We start from the raw sequence: 17,032 nt of genomic DNA, 5'->3' as shown, positions 1-17,032 counted from the left end.
AAGGTGCTCAGCGTATGGCGCCGATGGCGCAGAGCTGTGCCGATCCGCGGTCCCGGGGCCCCCGGCGGCCGGAGGGAGTGGGGGAGCGACGTGCCGACCGCGATTGCAGTCACCAGCCCTGACCTCGCGCTGCCTGCGACGGACCGGCAGACCCCCGCCGCCGTCGTCCTCCAGGCCCCGCATCTCCAGCCGCTGGACGAGGCCCTGACGGAGACCAGCGCGGTGCTGGAGCACCACGGCCATCTCATCGCGCTCTACTCCTCCGCCTGCCCGTCCGCGCACATCCGCCGGCTGCACACCCTGCGCGCCGTCCTGGAGAGCGACCGGATCGCCATCGTGCCGCTGTCCCTCCCGCCGCTGGGGGTGGCCCTGCTGGCCCGTCAGCTGCGGCAGCTGTCGCTGTGCGACTTCAGCCCCGGCGTCCTGGCCAGCGCGGCACGGCTGCTGAGCCACTACATCCACGCGGGCGCCCTGCTGAGCAGCGTCAGCGGCCTGGACCACATCGAGGTCGATCTGCGCTCCCATGTGAAGTCCTGGCTGCCCGGGGTGCACTTCGCGGTGCTCGCCCACCCCGCCCCGCGGCTGCTGCAACTGGACCGGCACGGCGGCGGGGACGGGCTGCCGGCGCCCGGCTTCACCACCCAGCTCGCGCTCGCCCGCGGCCAGTTCACCGGCGACTGGGTGAGCGCGACGCTCGCCCCCGCCTGGCAGGTGCAGGGGGTGTACGAGACCCGGCTGCCCGCCGAGTCCGCCCAGTGGTGGGGGACCCGGAAGCTGGTCGAATTCGCCGCGGCCATACCGGACCTGTCGGTGCTGCACCAGCTGGTGACCTCCGTACGCCGTGAGCAGTGCGGCTGGTGCGGCCGGGAACTCCTCGGCGACCGCTGCGCGTTCTGCGCGGCGCCGCTGTCGCGGCCACGGGCGGCAGGGGGTGGCGGCCCGGCGCAGGGGCCGGCGGCCATAGCCGCGCCCGCGCCCCGTCCCGCACCCCGTCCCGCACCCAGTGCCGCGACCGAGCCGCCGTCGGCCGTCCCGGACGTGCCGGAGACGCCCGCCGTGCCGGAGGCACCCGCCGTACGGGATGTGGCCGCCGTCCGGGAAGCGCCCCCGGCCGGCCCCGGCGCACCGCAACACCCGGCCGCCCACACCCCGCACCACCCCGCCGTCCGCGGCCCCGCGTACACGCCGGGCGGCCCGGTGGCGCCCGGCAACCCGTACGGGTCCGGCCCCCCGGTGCCCGGCAACCCCTACGCGTCCGACGGCCCCCGCGCTCCCGGCCGCCGGGACCTGCCCGGCCAGGCCTCCTTCGCCGGTCATCCGGACCTGTCCGGCCGGCCGGGCGTCCCCGGTACCCCGCGGACGGTGGCCCGCGTGCGCTGAGCCGACCGGGCCGAGTGCGGCCCCGCCCCGGCCGGTCCGGCAGCCGCCCGGCCGTCCGTTCCCCGTCCGACCGCCCGCCCCTGCTCCCCCGTCCCGATCGAGGTTCCTCCCCCATGAACTCACGCCAGCGCCGCGGAGCGATCCTGCTGCTCCTGTCGGTTCTCTGTGCGATCGGCGCGTTCATCGGCGTGCTGTCGGTGATCAAGAACGTCGAGTCCAAGGTCGGCCCCGAGCGGACGGCCTACCGGCTGAAGACGGATATCGCGGCCTACAAGGCGCTGGATCCAGGGCAGTTCGAGAAGGTGAAGATGCCGCAGCGCTGGCTGCCGCCCACCGCCGTGACCGACCTGGACAAGGTCAGCGGCCGGATCGCCGTGACCCCGCTGAAGAAGGGCTCGCTGCTGCAGGACGACATGATCGTCGAGCGGCCCGCGCTGCAGCCCGGGCAGCAGGAGATCGCCATCATGATCGACGCCGCGACCGGGGTGGCCGGCAAGATCAACCCGGGGGCGCGGGTGAACATCTACGCCACGTTCGAGGGCAAGCGCCCCGAGGACAAGCCGGTCTCCAAGGTCATCGTCGCCGGCGCCCAGGTCATCGACGTCGGCAAGCTGACGCCCCTGGACGCCAAGGACCCGGGCGACACCACCGCGAACCGGCAGGCCGGCGAGGCCGTCCCGATCACCTTCGCGCTGGACACCCGCGACGCCCAACGCGTCGCCTACGCCGAGTCCTTCGCCACCCATGTACGGCTCGCCCTGCTCGCCCCCGGCAGCGAGACCGCCATACCGCCCGGTCAGCGCACCTACACCCTCGACGGCGACAAGTGACCCGGAGCCCCTGGTGACCATCCGCATCCTTTCGGCCATCGGCGACCCGGACGCCGCCCGCGCGGTCTCCTCGCTGCTCCACCAGCTGCCGGACGCCGAACCCGCGCCCCCGGTCGCCGACTCCACCGCGCTGCTCGACGCGCTCGCCCGGGCCGCCGCCCAGGGAGCCGAGGCGCCGGCCGCCGGCGGGCCGTCCGCCGTCGAGGCGCTCCCCGAGGTCGTGCTCGTCCACGAACGGACCGGCCCGGCACCGGCGCTGGAGCTGATCCGGGAGGTGGCGCTGCGCTTCCCCGCCGTCGGCGTGGTGCTGATCACCGCGGACGCCGGGCCCGCGCTGTTCTCCGCGGCGATGGACGCCGGCGCCCGCGGCGTGGTGGGACTGCCGCTCGGCTACGACGAGCTGGCCGCCCGGGTGCAGGCCGCCGCCCAGTGGGCGGCCGGCGTACGGGTGCACCTGGGGGCCGGCCCGGAGGCGGCGCCCGGACCGGCCGGCACGCTGGTGACCGTCACCGGCGCCAAGGGCGGGGTCGGCACCACCGTCACCGCCGTGCACCTCGCCCTGGCCGCCCGGACCGCGGGCCGCAGCGTGGCACTGGTCGACCTGGACCTGCAGTCCGGAGATGTGGCCTCCTATCTGGACGTGCAGTTCCGCCGCTCGATCGTCGACCTGGCCGGCATCCAGGACATCTCCGTACGGGTCCTCCAGGACGCGGTGCACGCCCACCACACCGGCCTGGGACTGCTGCTGGCGCCCGAGGAGGGCGAACGCGGCGAGGAGGTCGACGACCGCGCCGCCCGGCAGATCCTGGGCGCGCTGCGCTCCCGTTACGAGGTGGTGCTCGTCGACTGCGGGTCCCAGATGCAGTCCGCCAACGCCGCGGCGGTCGAACTCGCCGAAGCGGCACTGCTGGTGACCACCCCGGACGTGGTGGCCGTACGGGCCGCCAAGCGGCAGGTGCGGTTGTGGGACCGGCTGCAGATCCGCAAGGCGGAGGACACCACGACCGTCGTCAACCGCCTCACCCGCAACACCGAGATCCAGCCGTCACTGGTCGCCAAGGCCACCGGCACCCAGGTCGCCAGGACCCATGTGCCGGCCGCCTTCAAGGAGTTGCAGCCCTGCGTCGACGCGGGCCGGATGCAGGATCTCGACAACCGGTCGACGGTCAAGCAGGCGCTGGGCGCCCTGGCGGCCGAACTCGGGCTGGTCGAGTCGCCGGCCGCCCGGCAGGGCCGCGGCAGCCACCGGGCGCGTCCGACGCTGACCGGGCGCAAGCGCAAGGCCATAGCGCCGGGGGCGGCTCCCGGTCCGGGGACGGCTGGGGGTGCGGCGGGGCCGGTAACGGGAGCGGCACCGGGTGCGGGCGCCGGGAGCGCGGCGCAGTCCGGCGGCCGGTTCGCCGGCCGCCGCGGCCCCGCGGCGACGGGCGGGACGGGGCCGTTCGACCCCGCCGGTCCCTACGAGGAGGGCTGAGCGGTGCGGCGCCCGCTGGGCGGCGACGACCGGGGGCAGGTCTCCGTGGAGTTCCTCGGGATGCTCCCGCTGATCCTGCTGGTCCTCGCGCTGCTCTGGCAGCTCGTCCTGGTCGGCTACGCCTATACGCTCGCCGCCCACTCCGCCGACCGGGGCGCGCGGGCCGGCACCGCGACCGAGGGCGGCGGCGCAGGTGCCTGCCGGGCCGCCGCCGCGCACGAACTGCCCGGCTCCTGGCGGGGCGGGGCGAGCATCTCCTGCGGCGCCGTGGCCGGCGTGTGGAAGGCGACGGTCCGCATCGACGTCCCGGTGCTCTTCCCCGGCGCGGGCACCTTCCCGTGGTCGGCCGTCGGCTCGGCGGGAGCCGCGAAGGAGGACCCCAGGTGAGCGTCCGTCTGCCCGCCCGGCTCCGCGGCCGCGGCCGCGACCGGGGCCAGGTCTCCCTGGAATTCCTCGGCTTCCTGCCGCTCCTGCTGGTGGTCGGGCTGGCCGTGGTCCAGCTCGGCCTGGCGGCGTTCGCCGTCCAGCAGGCCGGTACGGGAGCGCGTGCCGCGGCCCGTACCGCCTCGATGGACCAGGCCGACCACCCGGCCGACCCGCAGGCCGCCGGCCGGGCCGCGATGAGCGACTGGATCAAGGCCGGGATCACCGTGGGCGGCGACGGCGGCGACTCGGTCCGCGCGACGGTGTCGGTCACCATCCCCTCGATCATCCCCGGCGTGGACGACTTCGGCACCGCCCGCCGCAGCGCCACCATGCCCCGCCCGCAGGAGTCCGGCGCCCTCGGCCTCGGTCCCGCCGCGGACACGGACGAAGGAGCAGCCCCGCGATGAGCCTGAAAGCCCGGATCGTCGCACCCGAACCGGCCGGTGAGGCGCGCCAGGACAGCCATCTGGTGGCCGTCTACCGCGCCAAGCTGCTGGCGGAGATCGACCTCGCCGAGATGTCCTCGCTGGCCGCGGCCGAGCGCCGCTCCCGGCTGGAGCGCGTGCTGGGCCACATCATCAGCCGTGAGGGCCCGGTGCTCTCCACCGCCGAACGCGCCCAGCTCATCCGCCGGGTGGTCGACGAGGCGCTCGGCCTCGGGGTGCTGGAACCGCTGCTGGAGGACGCCTCGATCACCGAGATCATGGTCAACGGCCCGGACCAGGTCTATGTCGAACGGGCCGGCCGGGTCGAGCTGCTGCCCGTCCGCTTCGCCTCGCACGAGCAGCTGATGCAGACCATCGAGCGGATCGTCTCCACGGTCAACCGCCGGGTCGACGAGTCCAATCCGATGGTCGACGCCCGGCTGCCGTCCGGCGAACGCGTCAACGTGATCATCCCGCCGCTCGCCCTGAACGGCGCCACCCTCACCATCCGTCGCTTCCCGCGCGCCTACACCCTCGCCGAACTCATCGGCATGGGCACCCTCGACGAGCAGATGCTGATGCTGCTGGCGGGGCTGGTGCGGGCCAAGTTCAACGTGGTGGTCTCCGGGGCCACGGGCGCCGGCAAGACCACGCTCCTCAACGCCCTCTCCGGCCTGATCCCGGACGGCGAGCGGATCATCACCGTCGAGGACGCCGCCGAACTCCAGCTCCAGCAGTCCCATGTGATCCGGCTGGAGTCCCGGCCGCCCAACGTGGAGGGCAAGGGCCGCATCACCATCCGCGACCTGGTCCGCAACTCCCTGCGGATGCGCCCCGACCGCATCATCGTCGGCGAGGTGCGCGGCGGCGAGACCCTCGACATGCTCCAGGCGATGTCGACCGGCCACGACGGCTCGCTCGCCACCGTCCACGCCAACAGCGCCGAGGACGCCCTGATGCGGCTGCAGACGCTGGCCTCCATGTCGGACGTCAAGATCCCCTTCGAGGCGCTGCGGGACCAGATCAACAGCGCCGTCGACTGCATCGTCCAGCTCTCCCGGCACGCCGACGGCACCCGCCGGATCAGCGAGATCGCCCTCCTCGACTCCCGCGGCCACGAGGACTACCGGATCGCGACGGTCTGCCGCTTCGACGCCGAACCGATGGGCGCCGACCGCGTCGTGCACGGCCGGTTCCGCTACTTCCCGCTGCCGCGCCGGGTCGCCGAACGCCTCTTCATGGCCAGTGAACCCACCCCGCCCGCCTTCGGCGTGGCGGCCACCGACGACCAACTCGCCACCCGGAAGGCCACCTCATGACCGGCTGGGCCCTGACCACCGCCGCCGGGGGGACGACCACGGCCGCCATGAACCCTCCCGCCCTGCTCGCCGTCGGGGCCACGCTGCTGTGCGGGCTGCTGGCGATCGCCGGCGTCCGCACCTACGCGGCCGGGCGCGCCCAGCGGCAGGCCGTCGTCGACCGGCTCGCCGATGAGCGGGCGCTGCCGCCGTCCGGACGCCGCCGCCGCTTCCCGTCCGTCGACCGCACCCTGCGCGCCACCCGCTTCGGCCGCCGCCTCGAACTGCGGCTGGCCGCCACCGGCCTGGACGTCACCCCCGGCGAGTTCTTCGTCGCCATGCTCGCCACGGTCGTGGCCCTCTGGCTGGTCGCGCAGGCCACCCTCGCCCCCTTCTTCGGCCCGATCGCCGCCCTGGTCGCCATCTGGGCGGCCTTCGCCTTCCTCAACTGGCAGCGGCAGAAGCGCATCGAGAAGTTCATCAACCAGCTGCCCGAACTCTCCCGGATCCTCGCCAACGCCACCCAGGCCGGGCTGGCGCTGCGCACGGCGCTGGGCATGGCCGCCGAGGAGCTGGAGGCCCCGGCCGGCGAGGAGCTGGCCAAGGTCTCCGACAAGCTCGCCGTCGGCCACTCCGTCGACGAGGCGCTCGGCGAACTGGCCGCACGCCTCCCGTCGCGTGAACTGGTCGTCCTGGTCACCACCCTGGTGCTCTCCAACCGGGCCGGCGGCACCGTCGTCGGCTCGCTGCGCAACCTCACCACGACCCTGGAGGAGCGCAAGGAGACCCGTCGGGAGGTCCGCACCCAGCTCTCCCAGGTCGTCGTGACCGCCTATGTCGTGCCGCTGCTCGGCATCGGCACCCTGCTGCTGATGAACCGGATCGCGCCCGGTGCCATCGACCGGATGACCTCCTCCTTCCTCGGCCAGCTCGCGGTCGTGGTGGCCTTCGCCCTCTACGGGCTCGGGTTCTTCTTCATCCGCCGCCTCTCCAAGATCGACGTCTAGGTATCGCTATGGGAATCGGAATCCTGCTGGCCCTCGCCTTCGCCCTCTCGGTCGTGGGTGTCTGCTGCGGTGTCGCGCTCTACCGCCGCGAGGCCCGGCTGCCGCCCGACCTGGCGCTGTCCCTGGAGGTCGGCGCCACGCGCACCACGGTCGTCGGATCGGCGGTGGACCGCGCCGGGATGCGCTGGGCGCCGCTGGTGCTGCGGCTGATGGGCGAGGCACGCACCGCCCGGATCCGCCGGCGGATCGATCTGGCGGGCAATCCGGGCGGGCTGACCGTCGACCGCTACGCGGCCCGCCGCGCCGTCTACGGGGGCCTGGGCTTCCTCGGTGCGCTGGTGATGTTCCTGCGCGGCCAGCCGCTGCTCGGCATCCTGATGGTGCTCTTCGGGCTCTTCTGGACCGAGGTCGGCATCTGGGCCGCGATCCGCCAGCGCAGGGACACCATCGAGCGCACGCTTCCGGACTTTCTCGATGTGCTGGCCGTCGTGGTCAGCGCCGGCCTGAGCTTCCGTCAGGCCCTGGACCGGGTCGCCGAGCGCTACGAGGGCCCGTGGGCCGACGAACTCCGCATCACGCTGCGGCAGATGGACATGGGCGTCAGCCGCCGTGCGGCCTTCGAGGAACTGCGCAAACGCAACGACTCCGAACAGGTCGCCCAGTTCGTCACCGCCCTCCAGCAGGGCGAGGAGCTGGGTTCGCCGATCGTCGACACCCTGATCCAGATCGCCAACGACATGCGCCGCACCGACGCCCAGAACGCCCGGCGCCGGGCCGCCCGCGCGGTTCCCAAGGCCACCATGGTCGTCACCACGTTCATGGTGCCGGCCACGATGATCCTGCTCATCGCGGGGTTCTTCCTGGGCTCGGGCACCAACTTCGGCTCACTGGTGGGGAAGTGACCGGGCGCCGGACCGGGACGCGGCCCCGTCGGCGCTGCTCGGCGCGGCCCTCTCCGCCCTCTCCGCGGCCTTCCCCGCCGGCACCTTCCGCGGCCCCCGTCACTCCGGGCCGTCCTTGCGGATGCACATCTTCGGGCGGGCCGGCCCCGGTGCCTGACGCGCCGAGCCGGTGCCGCGCACCAGGCCGCGCCGGGGCGCACTCCGGCGCGACCGGGCGCCGCTCCCGGCCGGATGAGTGTGGTTCCCGCCTCGCTTCCCCTCAACTCCTTCGCACGAGCAACGAGTTGTGTCACAGTGGGTAGGCCTGCGGTCGCGCGCGCACTATGGTGCGGTCGGGCCGTACGGTCCACATGGGCAGGGGAGCGGGGCAGGGTCCCGGAGGGGGAACGGGGGTGGACGGGGTGCGAGCGAGTGGCCAAAATGTGCCGTTGTCTCTGTCGTCCGCGTTCCGGAATCAGGACGGGGTTCGCAATCCCTGTTCCGGGGACGCTGTTGCGGCGTACTTTTCTGGTGTCACCAGCGCGCCCGATCGCGCCGGCACCACGGGGGCAGACCAGCCGGACCAAAGTGGTACGGCCGCCCATGGAGGGGAACACGATGGCGAAGCGGTTTTTGGGGAACGACCGGGGACAGACCTCGATCGAGTACCTCGGCATCATCGCGGTGGTCGTCGCGATCGTCCTGGTCCTGTCGACCACGGACTTCGGCAGCCAGATCGCGAACGCCATCGCCAACAAGATTTCCGACGTCGTCGGCATTTAAGCCGGGCCGGCGCCACCGCCGTGACGGCATCCCTCACCCGCCACGGCCGGCGCGATGCCGGGCAGGCCTTTCCCGTCTACATCGTCGCGGTCGGCGGCCTGCTCTTCCTCGCGCTCGCCTTCTTCGCCGTCGGACAGGCGGCGGCCACCCGCAACGGTGCGCAGACCGCCGCCGACGCGGCCGCGCTCGCCGCCGGTCAGACGTACCGTGACCTGCTGACCAAGAGCCTGCTCGACGGTCTGCGCGACGGGAGTTACGCGACCGACCCGGCCGCCTGGAAGGACCTGCTGAACGGGCGCGGCGCCCCGTCCGACGCCGCCTGCGCGAGCGCGGACTGGTTCGCCGGACGCAACGGCGCCGACGTCTCCGGCCTCGGCTGTGTCCCGGACTCCTGGCCCACCTCGTTCGCCGTCACGGTCACCACCCGTCACACCGTGGGGAATTCGGTCATCCCGATGACCCGCAGCACCCATGCGAAGTCCGCGGCGACGTCCGTCGTCGGCCCCCGCTGCACTCTCGCCGCGCCCGCGCCCGCGGACGACGGTGGTGGGCCGGGCGGCGAAGGGGGCACGGGCGGCGCGGACGGCAAGGGGGGCGGCAAGGGCAAGGACGGCCCCGGGCACGCCCCCGTCGAACTCCGCTGCGACGGCAAGCGCTGGGCCCTCGACCCCGACCACCTCCAGGACCTCCCCGAAGCCTCCGACCTCTTCTCCGTACGCCTCGCCCATTGACCGGCCGCACCCGGCCACCGCCCCGAGCCACGACACGACCAGACGACGATCAAAGGAATCGCATCCATGAGCATTCGGCGCACTGCGAAGGCCGCCAGAGGAGCGGTCGCCTTGGCCGGCGCTGTCGGCCTGGCTCTCGTCGTGGCCGGCTGCGGTGGTGGCGGCGACGGCGGCGGTGCGAAGGCCACGGACGGCGACAAGCCGCCGGCCCGCAGCACCGCCCCCAAGGACGGCGGCCCCGGCAGCCCGGCCGCCGACTCCGACAAGGTGATCGGTGAGATGAAGGGGCCGGACGGCGTGGTGGTCACCCTGCACTCCGTCGTCCGGGACTCCGGCGGCTTCGTCACCGTCAACGGCACGGTCGCCAATCACGGCAACCGCCCCTTCAACGCCATCAACTGGCGCTCCAACGAGACCGAGCTGCGCTCCCGCTCCTCGATCTCCGGCGCCACCCTCGTCGACAAGGCGGGCAAGAAGCGGTATTTGGTGCTGCGCGACACCAACGGCGAATGCCTGTGCACCACCGGCCTCAGCGGTCTGATGCCGGGCGCCAGCCGCCCCGTCTTCGCGCAGTTCCCGGCGCCCCCCGCCAAGGTCACCGAGGTTGACTTCCAGCTGCCGACCATGCCGCCGGCCACCGTACAGATCACGGACTGAGCGGGCACCGATGACCGCGACCCAGATGCCCCGAGGCCGCCGCGCACCGCGCCGCGCCGTCACCGCAGCCGCCGTCGCGCTGCTGCTGGTCGCGCCGCTGACGGCGCCCGCCGCCCACGCCGACCCGCCGGGCGTGACCGAGGACTCCGCCCCGCCCGTGCACATCGACCCGACCGACCCCGATCTGCGGATGGTCCAGGGCGCCAAGCTCGCCCCGTCGAAGGTCCTCAACATCAAGTCCATCGTCGAGACCGACGACGGCTCCGAGCGCCGCCAGGACACCAACGACAACGTGACCTTCGCGCTCCAGGCCGAGGTCCTCTTCGGCAAGGACAGCGCCGAGCTGACCCCGGACGCGCTGTCCCGGATCGGCACCATCGCCGACGAGATCAAGAAGCAGCACGCCACCGGCCTGCGGGTGTTCGGCTTCACCGACAATCTCGGCTCCGCGAGCCACGGCCTGGTCCTGTCCAAGCGGCGCGCCACCGCGGTGCAGGAGGAACTGGCCAAGGACCTCGGCCCGTCCGTCGGCTTCCAGATCCGCGGCTACGGCGAGCAGTACCCCATCGCCGACAACGGCACCGAGGAAGGCCGCAAGAAGAACCGCCGGGTCGAGGTCAGCTTCCCGCGCGCGTCATGACCCGGGCCGCCTGCGCGGGCCGCCGGCCGGCCGCGGCGAGCACGCCGGCGCGCTCAGCCGGTGGACTCGAGGCCGAGCCGGAGGCCGGGCCGCAATCCCCAGCGCGCCATCGCACCGGCCTCCGCCTCCAGGACGTGCCGGGCACGGAACCGCGGGCGGCCCAGCCGTCCCGGACGCATGGTGCGCACGGCCAGCACGGTGAAGTCCCGGCTCAGATAGGCGACATCGATCGCGAACCGCATCCGGAAGGTGTGCACCCCGCTCGCCGGGGTCAGCAGCAGCGCCCCCTCGATCCCGTCGCGGCCCAGCAGACCGCGGGCACGGGCACGGTAGGAGGCCGCGATCTCCACCGGTATCCCCACCTGTGCCCCGTGCAGAACCCCCGGACCGTTCTTCCCACGCGCCATGCACAGCGTTCTATCAGCTACCGGGCCCCGAGGTCCTGCCCGCGAAGTCCTAGGGTCGGCCCGTGGCACTGACACTGATCGTTCTCGCCGCCGCCTACGGGGCCGCGGCCGGGCTGCTCCTGCCGCGCCCTGCCCACCGGTTGGCCGTCGGGCCCGGGGAGGAGTGGCGCGCGGTCTGTCCCGGGGGGCATGCGATCACGGGGCCGGCCCGGGGCTGGCTGGGACGCGGGCACTGCCGGGACTGCGGGGCGTACGGACCGGGCCCACTGCCGACGGCGACGGTCACCGCGCTGGCCTGCGCGGCACTGGCGGCGGCCACCGGGCCGCGGCCGGAACTTGTCGCCTGGCTGCTGATGACGCCGCTCGCGGTGCTGCTGACGGCCGTCGACCGGCGGGTCCGGCGCCTTCCGGACGCGCTGACACTGTCGCTGGCCGTGGTGGGCGCGGGGGCGCTGGGGCTCGTGGCCCGGCTCACGGGGGAGACCGGGGCCTGGCGGCGGGCGCTGCTGGGCGGTCTGCTGCTCGGCGTCTGCTACCTCCTGCTCCATGCCGTCAATCCCCGCGGGCTCGGGCTGGGGGACGTCAAGCTGGCGGTCGGGCTGGGGGTCGCCCTGGGGTGGTACGGCTGGCGCACCCTGGTCACCGGCGGTGCGGCGGGGGTGCTCAGCGGGGCGCTCTACGGCGCCGGGCTGCTGCTCTCGCGGCGCGGCGGGCGGGACACGGCCATGCCGCTCGGGCCTTTCATGATCTTCGGGGCGTTCTGCGGACTGCTCCTGGGAGCTGCCGCCGCGGCCACCGCGGCCGCCGCCTGACCGCGCCCCGCTCGCGCCGGGGAGGCGCCGGCCCCGCGCGCGGGAGGACCCCGTCCGTACGCATCCACCCCCGCGAGCCACGCCGCGGCGCGCGCCGGTGCACACAGCACCCCGCCCGCGGGGTTATGGTGGAAACCCCCCCTCGGGCCGGTCCGTATCCCCCCCCACGGACCGGCCCGCTTTTTGTTGCCCGGGCGGCGCCGCACCGGCGGCCGCGCACAGGGGCGGCGTGCCCGTCCCCGCGGGGGCACGGGCCGAGGGGTCCGCTACCGCCGGGCCCAGATGTTCACGCCGTCCGTCGTCCTGGCGAACTCGTCGATCTCGGCCAGTTCGGCGTCCGTGATCCCGGGGGCGTCCAGGGCCGCGATATTGGCCTCCAACTGGGCGACGCTGCTGGCACCGATCAGCGCGGAGGTCATCCGCCCGTCGCGCAGCACCCAGCGCAGGGCGAGCTGGGCCAGCGACTGGCCGCGGCGGGCGGCGATGTCGTTCAGGCCGCGCAGCCGGCGGACGACCTCGTCGGACAGCAGACCCGGGTCCAGCGACTTGCCCTGGGCGGCGCGCGAGCCCTCGGGGATGCCGTGCAGATAGGTGTCCGTCAGCAGGCCCTGTGCCAGTGGCGCAAAAGAGATGCAGCCCATGCCCTCGGCCTCGAGGGTGTCCAGCAGCAGGTCGTCCTCGGTCCAGCGGTTGATCATCGAATAGGAGGGCTGGTGGATCAGGGCCGGTACGCCCATGGCGCGCAGGATTCCGGCCGCGTTCCGGGTCTGCTCGGCGTTGTAGGAGGAGATACCGGCATAGAGCGCCTTGCCCTGCTGGACGGCGGACGCCAGCGCACCCATCGTCTCCTCGAGCGGAGTGTCGGGATCGAAGCGGTGCGAGTAGAAGATATCGACGTAATCGACGCCCATCCGCCGCAGCGACGCATCCAGCGACGAGAGGAGATATTTCCGCGAACCCCATTCGCCGTACGGACCCGGATGCATCAGATATCCGGCCTTCGTCGAGAGAATCATCTCGTCGCGGTAGCGGCGGAAGTCCTGCGCGAAGATCTTTCCGAAGTTCAGCTCGGCGGACCCGGCCGGCGGACCGTAGTTGTTGGCCAGATCGAAGTGGGTGACGCCCAGGTCGAAGGCGCGGCGCAGGATGGCGCGCTGGGAGCTCAGGGTGCGGTCGTCACCGAAGTTGTGCCAGAGTCCAAGGGAGATAGCCGGGAGTTTGAGTCCACTGCGACCTGTTCGCCGGTACTTCATCGAGTCGTAGCGGGAATCCGCAGCGTGGTAGTCGGTGCCAGTCATGCTCATCTCCCTATCACGTACTTGTGACCACCTGATTGGGCTGCCGAGACAGCCGAGAAGTAAAGTTGCTCCCTTGAGGCGACGGGGGTGACCGCCATTGGTACGGAGGGGTTGGACCACACATGCTGCGATCTTCCGGGATGCGCATCCCTTATCCGCCCGCACTGCGCAATCTGGTCTACCGGCTGTATGCGCGCAGGGTGGAGGGCCGCCTGGATCACACCCAGGTGCCCCAGCACATCGGCGTCATCCTGGACGGCAACCGGCGCTGGGCGCGGGCCGACGGGCGCACGACAGAGCAGGGCCACCAGGCGGGCGCGGACAAGATCGGTGAGCTGCTCGGCTGGTGCGAGGAGACCGGCGTCGGGGTCGTCACGCTCTGGCTGCTGTCGACGGACAATCTCGACCGGCCCGAGGCCGAGCTGAGGCCGCTGCTGGGCATCATCGAGAACACCGTCCGCGGTCTGGCCGCCGACGGCCGCTGGCGGGTGCATCACGTCGGCAACCGCGATCTGCTGCCCACCGCCACCCAGCGGGTGCTCAAGGAGTCCGAGCAGGCCACCGCGGACAACAAGGGCGTCATGGTGAACGTCGCGGTCGGGTACGGCGGCCGGCAGGAGATCGCCGACGCGGTGCGCTCGCTGCTGCTGGAACACGCCGAGCGCGGCACCTCCTTCGAGCAGCTCGCCGAGATCGTCGACATCGACCTGATCTCCGAGCACCTCTACACCCGCGGCCAGCCCGACCCGGACCTGGTGATCCGTACCAGCGGTGAGCAGCGGCTGTCGGGCTTCATGCTGTGGCAGAGCGCCCATTCGGAGTACTACTTCTGCGAGGTCTTCTGGCCGGCGTTCCGGAAGGTCGACTTCCTGCGGGCGCTGCGCGACTACGCCGCCCGGCACCGCCGCTACGGCTTCTAGGGCGGGTCCGCCACATCCCGCCCGGTGCCCCGCCCCGGCACCGGGGTGACGGGGCGGCAGGCTGGGCCATTCGAGTCCTCTCTCACCTCTGTCCCGTATGACCCTTACGTCCCGATATTTCCCTCGGGCGTCCTCCGCCCCGCCGGCGCCACGAACCCCCGGCGGGGCCCCTTCTGACACCGCATCCCTCCGGGCGGCCCGCTCCGTGTGCCGGCCGCCCGGCAGGCAGGTGTTGCCAAAGGTTCACCGACCGTGCGTCATATGCCGTGGCATGGCTGCGGGCGTTCGAGGGAATATCCCTTCCAGGTCGGCGTCCGGAACAAGCCATCGGGCGCCGCATCTCAGCGGACGACATGGAGTCGTCCGCCCGGGAGGCCCTTTGCACATCACGGAGGTCCGTGCGTACCGCACGGTCGACGCGGGGGGCCGGCGCTCGGCCCGCGCATTGTGGTCCGAGCCCGGTCCGGTCACGAGATGGCCGGGGGTCCTGGGGACGCCGCCCAGCGGTAGCCGGTGGCACGGCGGACCCAGGAGCACACCGCCCCGCGACGCCGTCGCACCCCGACCTCATCCGAGGGGGTTCGTCCCACCGTGGTGAACAGCAAACAGCGCCGTGACAACGACCGGCGCACCTATGTTCTCGACACCAGTGTCCTGCTGGCGGATCCAGGCGCCATGTCCCGCTTCGACGAGCACGAGGTCGTGCTGCCGGTCGTCGTGGTCACGGAACTGGAAGCCAAGAGGCACCATCCGGAGCTCGGCTACTTCGCCCGGCAGGCGCTGCGTCTGCTGGACGGGTACCGGGTGCAGTTCGGGAGGCTGGATGCGCCCATCCCCATCGGAGACCTCGGCGGGTCGCTCCGGGTCGAGCTGAACCACTCCGATCCCGGGATCCTGCCCGCGGGCTTCCGGCTCGGGGACAACGACTCGCGGATCCTCGCGGTGGCGCGCAATCTGCAGGCCGAGGGGCATGACGTCACGGTCGTCTCCAAGGATCTGCCGCTGCGCATCAAGGCGTCCTCGGTCGGGCTGGTGGCCGAGGAGTACCGCGCCGAGCTCGCGATCACCGACTCCGGCTGGACGGGGATGGCCGAGCTGACCATCTCCGCGGAACAGGTCGATGAGCTGTTCGCCGCGGAGATCGCCGAGGTGCCGGAAGTGTCCGAACTGCCGGTGCATACCGGACTTGTGCTGCAGTCCGAGCGCGGCAAGGCGCTCGGGCGGGTCACCGCGGAGGGCGGGGTCCGCCTCGTGCGGGGCGACCGGGAGGCCTTCGGCATCCACGGCCGCAGCGCCGAGCAGCGGATCGCGCTGGATCTGCTGCTCGACCCGGACGTCGGCATCGTCTCGATGGGCGGGCGGGCCGGTACCGGCAAGTCGGCGCTGGCGCTGTGCGCGGGCCTGGAGGCCGTTCTGGAGCGCCGGCAGCACCGCAAGGTGATGGTGTTCCGTCCGCTGTACGCCGTCGGCGGGCAGGAGCTGGGCTATCTGCCGGGCAGCGAGGCGGAGAAGATGAGCCCCTGGGCTCAGGCCGTCTTCGACACGCTGTCCGCGGTGACCAGCAAGGAGGTCATCGAAGAGGTGGTGGGACGCGGCATGTTGGAGGTGCTGCCGCTGACCCATATCCGCGGGCGGTCGCTGCATGACGCGTTCGTCATCGTGGACGAGGCCCAGTCGCTGGAGCGGAACGTCCTTTTGACGGTTCTGTCCCGTATCGGGGCCAACTCCCGGGTGGTACTGACCCATGACGTCGCCCAGCGCGACAACCTCCGGGTCGGGCGGTACGACGGCGTGGTCGCGGTGGTCGAGAAGCTGAAGGGGCATCCGCTGTTCGCGCACGTCACGCTGAACCGCTCGGAGCGTTCGCCGATCGCGGCGCTGGTGACCGAAATGCTGGAGGACGGCAGGATCTGACCCGTTGTGAACACGGCGCCGCCCGGCGAAGCGAAGGAGCTTAGCCGGGCGGCGTTGTGCTGTGCGTGGTTATCCGAAAATCCTTGACGGTAAACGAGGTGTGAGCTTTCACACCCAGCGGGGAATTGATTCCCGGCGTGCCGTTCGGGCAGAGTCTGGGTCCTGTCAGGCCCCGCATACGGCACCCAACACCCCCAGCGGTGTAGAACGATCGAACTTCATAGTGAGTCGCCGTATGCCGCCCGAGCACCACGCGGACCCCGAGGGGGACGTACCGGGCCAGTGCCTCCCGTGACCAGCCGGTCCCACCCGCTCAACCGGGTCCGGAACAAGGGGAGACCAGCGCCAGGGGCACGATTGCGTCCGCGAGGTCACCTATGCGGTCGATGCTGGAAGGAAAACGTGTGAGCCGGATCTCGGTCCGGGGATTCGCCGTGGCATCCGCCACCGCGGTCACCACCGTCGGCGCCGTGGTCGGCGTCGCCGCGGGCAACGAGCCCGCCTCGGTAGGCAACACCGAGGCGACCGCTGCCGACGCGACGATCGCTGACATCCCCGCAGGCGCCCAGGCACAGGTGCAGACGGCATCCCTGACGCAGCAGGCGGACGACCAGTCCACCCAGGCGGACACGGCAGCCCTGAAGTCCGCACAGGAGTCGGCTCGCAAGGCAGCCGCTGAAACGGCGAAGAGCAAGAAGGACGCCGCAGAGGAGGCACAGGCCAAGAAGGACGCCGATGCGCGCAAGAAGAAGGAGCAGGCCGCGTCCCGCTCCTCCTCGCGTGACGTCAGCAACCTGCTCGGCAAGAGCTCGTACTCCGTCTCCGAGACCCAGGCCATCGCGCGCCAGATGATGGCGGGCGACCAGTTCCAGTGCTTCAGCAACATCGTGGACCACGAGTCCGGCTGGAACTACCGCGCCACCAACGCCGGCTCGGGCGCCTACGGGCTCGTCCAGGCGCTCCCCGGCTCCAAGATGTCCTCGGCGGGCTCCGACTGGCAGACGAACCCGGCCACCCAGATCAAGTGGGGCCTGAACTACATGAACGACCGCTACGGCAGCCCCTGCGGCGCCTGGTCGTTCTGGCAGGCCAACAGCTGGTACTAGGCCCGCCGGGTACCACCACCCGTACGTCCGAAACCCCCGAACG

18 protein-coding genes are annotated in these 17,032 nt (G+C 72.4%); 16 read left to right on the top strand and 2 right to left on the bottom strand.

The annotated features are described in order from the left end of the window. Positions 1–90 precede the first annotated feature (90 nt). The 12 genes from OIU81_RS12755 (at position 91) to OIU81_RS12700 (ending at position 10,532) form a co-directional block, all read left to right on the top strand. Positions 91–1,380: a hypothetical protein gene (locus tag OIU81_RS12755; protein ID WP_329146920.1), complete on the top strand. Its 1,290-nt coding sequence runs from the start codon at positions 91–93 to the stop codon at positions 1,378–1,380. Positions 1,381–1,493: 113 nt separating this feature from the next. After that, positions 1,494–2,210 carry a Flp pilus assembly protein CpaB gene (gene cpaB / locus OIU81_RS12750; protein ID WP_329146918.1) on the top strand — a complete coding sequence of 239 codons (717 nt, stop codon included), beginning with the start codon at positions 1,494–1,496 and terminating at the stop codon, positions 2,208–2,210. Positions 2,211–2,223: 13 nt separating this feature from the next. After that, positions 2,224–3,684: an AAA family ATPase gene (locus OIU81_RS12745; RefSeq protein WP_329146916.1), complete on the top strand. Its 1,461-nt coding sequence runs from the start codon at positions 2,224–2,226 to the stop codon at positions 3,682–3,684. Positions 3,685–3,687: 3 nt separating this feature from the next. Next, the gene (locus OIU81_RS12740) at positions 3,688–4,071 is read left to right on the top strand and encodes a TadE/TadG family type IV pilus assembly protein (RefSeq protein ID WP_329146913.1); all 384 of its coding nucleotides are present in this window, start codon (positions 3,688–3,690) and stop codon (positions 4,069–4,071) included. Next, positions 4,068–4,517, top strand: a complete 450-nt coding sequence (locus tag OIU81_RS12735) for a TadE/TadG family type IV pilus assembly protein (protein WP_329146912.1) — start codon at positions 4,068–4,070, stop codon at positions 4,515–4,517. The genes OIU81_RS12740 and OIU81_RS12735 overlap by 4 nt, the downstream gene beginning before the upstream one ends. After that, positions 4,514–5,854 carry a CpaF family protein gene (locus OIU81_RS12730; RefSeq protein ID WP_329146910.1) on the top strand — a complete coding sequence of 447 codons (1,341 nt, stop codon included), beginning with the start codon at positions 4,514–4,516 and terminating at the stop codon, positions 5,852–5,854. The genes OIU81_RS12735 and OIU81_RS12730 overlap by 4 nt, the downstream gene beginning before the upstream one ends. Before the next feature lie 47 nt (positions 5,855–5,901). Further along, entirely contained in the window at positions 5,902–6,840 is a 939-nt protein-coding gene (locus OIU81_RS12725) for a type II secretion system F family protein (RefSeq protein ID WP_329155089.1), read from the top strand. Between the two features lie 8 nt (positions 6,841–6,848). After that, positions 6,849–7,742, top strand: coding sequence for a DUF5936 domain-containing protein (locus tag OIU81_RS12720; RefSeq protein ID WP_329146908.1), 894 nt, complete (start codon positions 6,849–6,851; stop codon positions 7,740–7,742). Positions 7,743–8,339: 597 nt separating this feature from the next. After that, entirely contained in the window at positions 8,340–8,504 is a 165-nt protein-coding gene (locus OIU81_RS12715) for a hypothetical protein (protein ID WP_006603411.1), read from the top strand. 20 nt (positions 8,505–8,524) lie between these two features. After that, on the top strand, positions 8,525–9,235 hold the full coding sequence (locus OIU81_RS12710) for a pilus assembly protein TadG-related protein (protein WP_329146904.1): 711 nt from the start codon (positions 8,525–8,527) through the stop codon (positions 9,233–9,235). A gap of 66 nt (positions 9,236–9,301) precedes the next feature. Next, positions 9,302–9,892 carry a hypothetical protein gene (locus tag OIU81_RS12705; RefSeq protein WP_329146902.1) on the top strand — a complete coding sequence of 197 codons (591 nt, stop codon included), beginning with the start codon at positions 9,302–9,304 and terminating at the stop codon, positions 9,890–9,892. A 10-nt stretch (positions 9,893–9,902) separates the two neighbouring features. Next, positions 9,903–10,532 (top strand): OmpA family protein, encoded by a 630-nt coding sequence (locus OIU81_RS12700; protein WP_329146900.1) that lies wholly within the window; start codon positions 9,903–9,905, stop codon positions 10,530–10,532. Positions 10,533–10,585: 53 nt separating this feature from the next. Here OIU81_RS12700 and OIU81_RS12695 read toward each other — a convergent pair whose 3' ends face one another. Beyond that, entirely contained in the window at positions 10,586–10,939 is a 354-nt protein-coding gene (locus OIU81_RS12695; RefSeq protein WP_329146898.1) for a DUF192 domain-containing protein, read from the bottom strand. 62 nt (positions 10,940–11,001) lie between these two features. Between OIU81_RS12695 and OIU81_RS12690 the strand changes: the two genes are divergently transcribed. After that, on the top strand, positions 11,002–11,751 hold the full coding sequence (locus OIU81_RS12690) for an A24 family peptidase (RefSeq protein ID WP_329146896.1): 750 nt from the start codon (positions 11,002–11,004) through the stop codon (positions 11,749–11,751). Positions 11,752–12,017: 266 nt separating this feature from the next. Here OIU81_RS12690 and mgrA read toward each other — a convergent pair whose 3' ends face one another. After that, the gene (mgrA, locus tag OIU81_RS12685) at positions 12,018–13,049 is read right to left on the bottom strand and encodes an L-glyceraldehyde 3-phosphate reductase (protein ID WP_329146894.1); all 1,032 of its coding nucleotides are present in this window, start codon (positions 13,047–13,049) and stop codon (positions 12,018–12,020) included. A gap of 140 nt (positions 13,050–13,189) precedes the next feature. On the opposite strand from mgrA, the gene OIU81_RS12680 reads away from it, so the two are divergent. The 3 genes from OIU81_RS12680 (at position 13,190) to OIU81_RS12670 (ending at position 16,989) form a co-directional block, all read left to right on the top strand. Next, positions 13,190–13,969: an isoprenyl transferase gene (locus tag OIU81_RS12680; protein ID WP_329155087.1), complete on the top strand. Its 780-nt coding sequence runs from the start codon at positions 13,190–13,192 to the stop codon at positions 13,967–13,969. 591 nt (positions 13,970–14,560) lie between these two features. Continuing rightward, a complete protein-coding gene (locus tag OIU81_RS12675; protein ID WP_329146893.1) occupies positions 14,561–15,883 on the top strand; it encodes a PhoH family protein in 1,323 nt (440 codons plus the stop codon). Positions 15,884–16,287: 404 nt separating this feature from the next. Next, entirely contained in the window at positions 16,288–16,989 is a 702-nt protein-coding gene (locus OIU81_RS12670) for a transglycosylase SLT domain-containing protein (protein WP_329146892.1), read from the top strand. Positions 16,990–17,032: the final 43 nt, after the last annotated feature.

Source organism: Streptomyces sp. NBC_01454, from assembly GCF_036227565.1.
Taxonomy (GTDB): Bacteria; Actinomycetota; Actinomycetes; order Streptomycetales; family Streptomycetaceae; genus Streptomyces.
The sequence above is the reverse complement of the archived record's forward strand: the minus strand, read 5'-3'. Positions and strand labels throughout refer to the sequence as shown.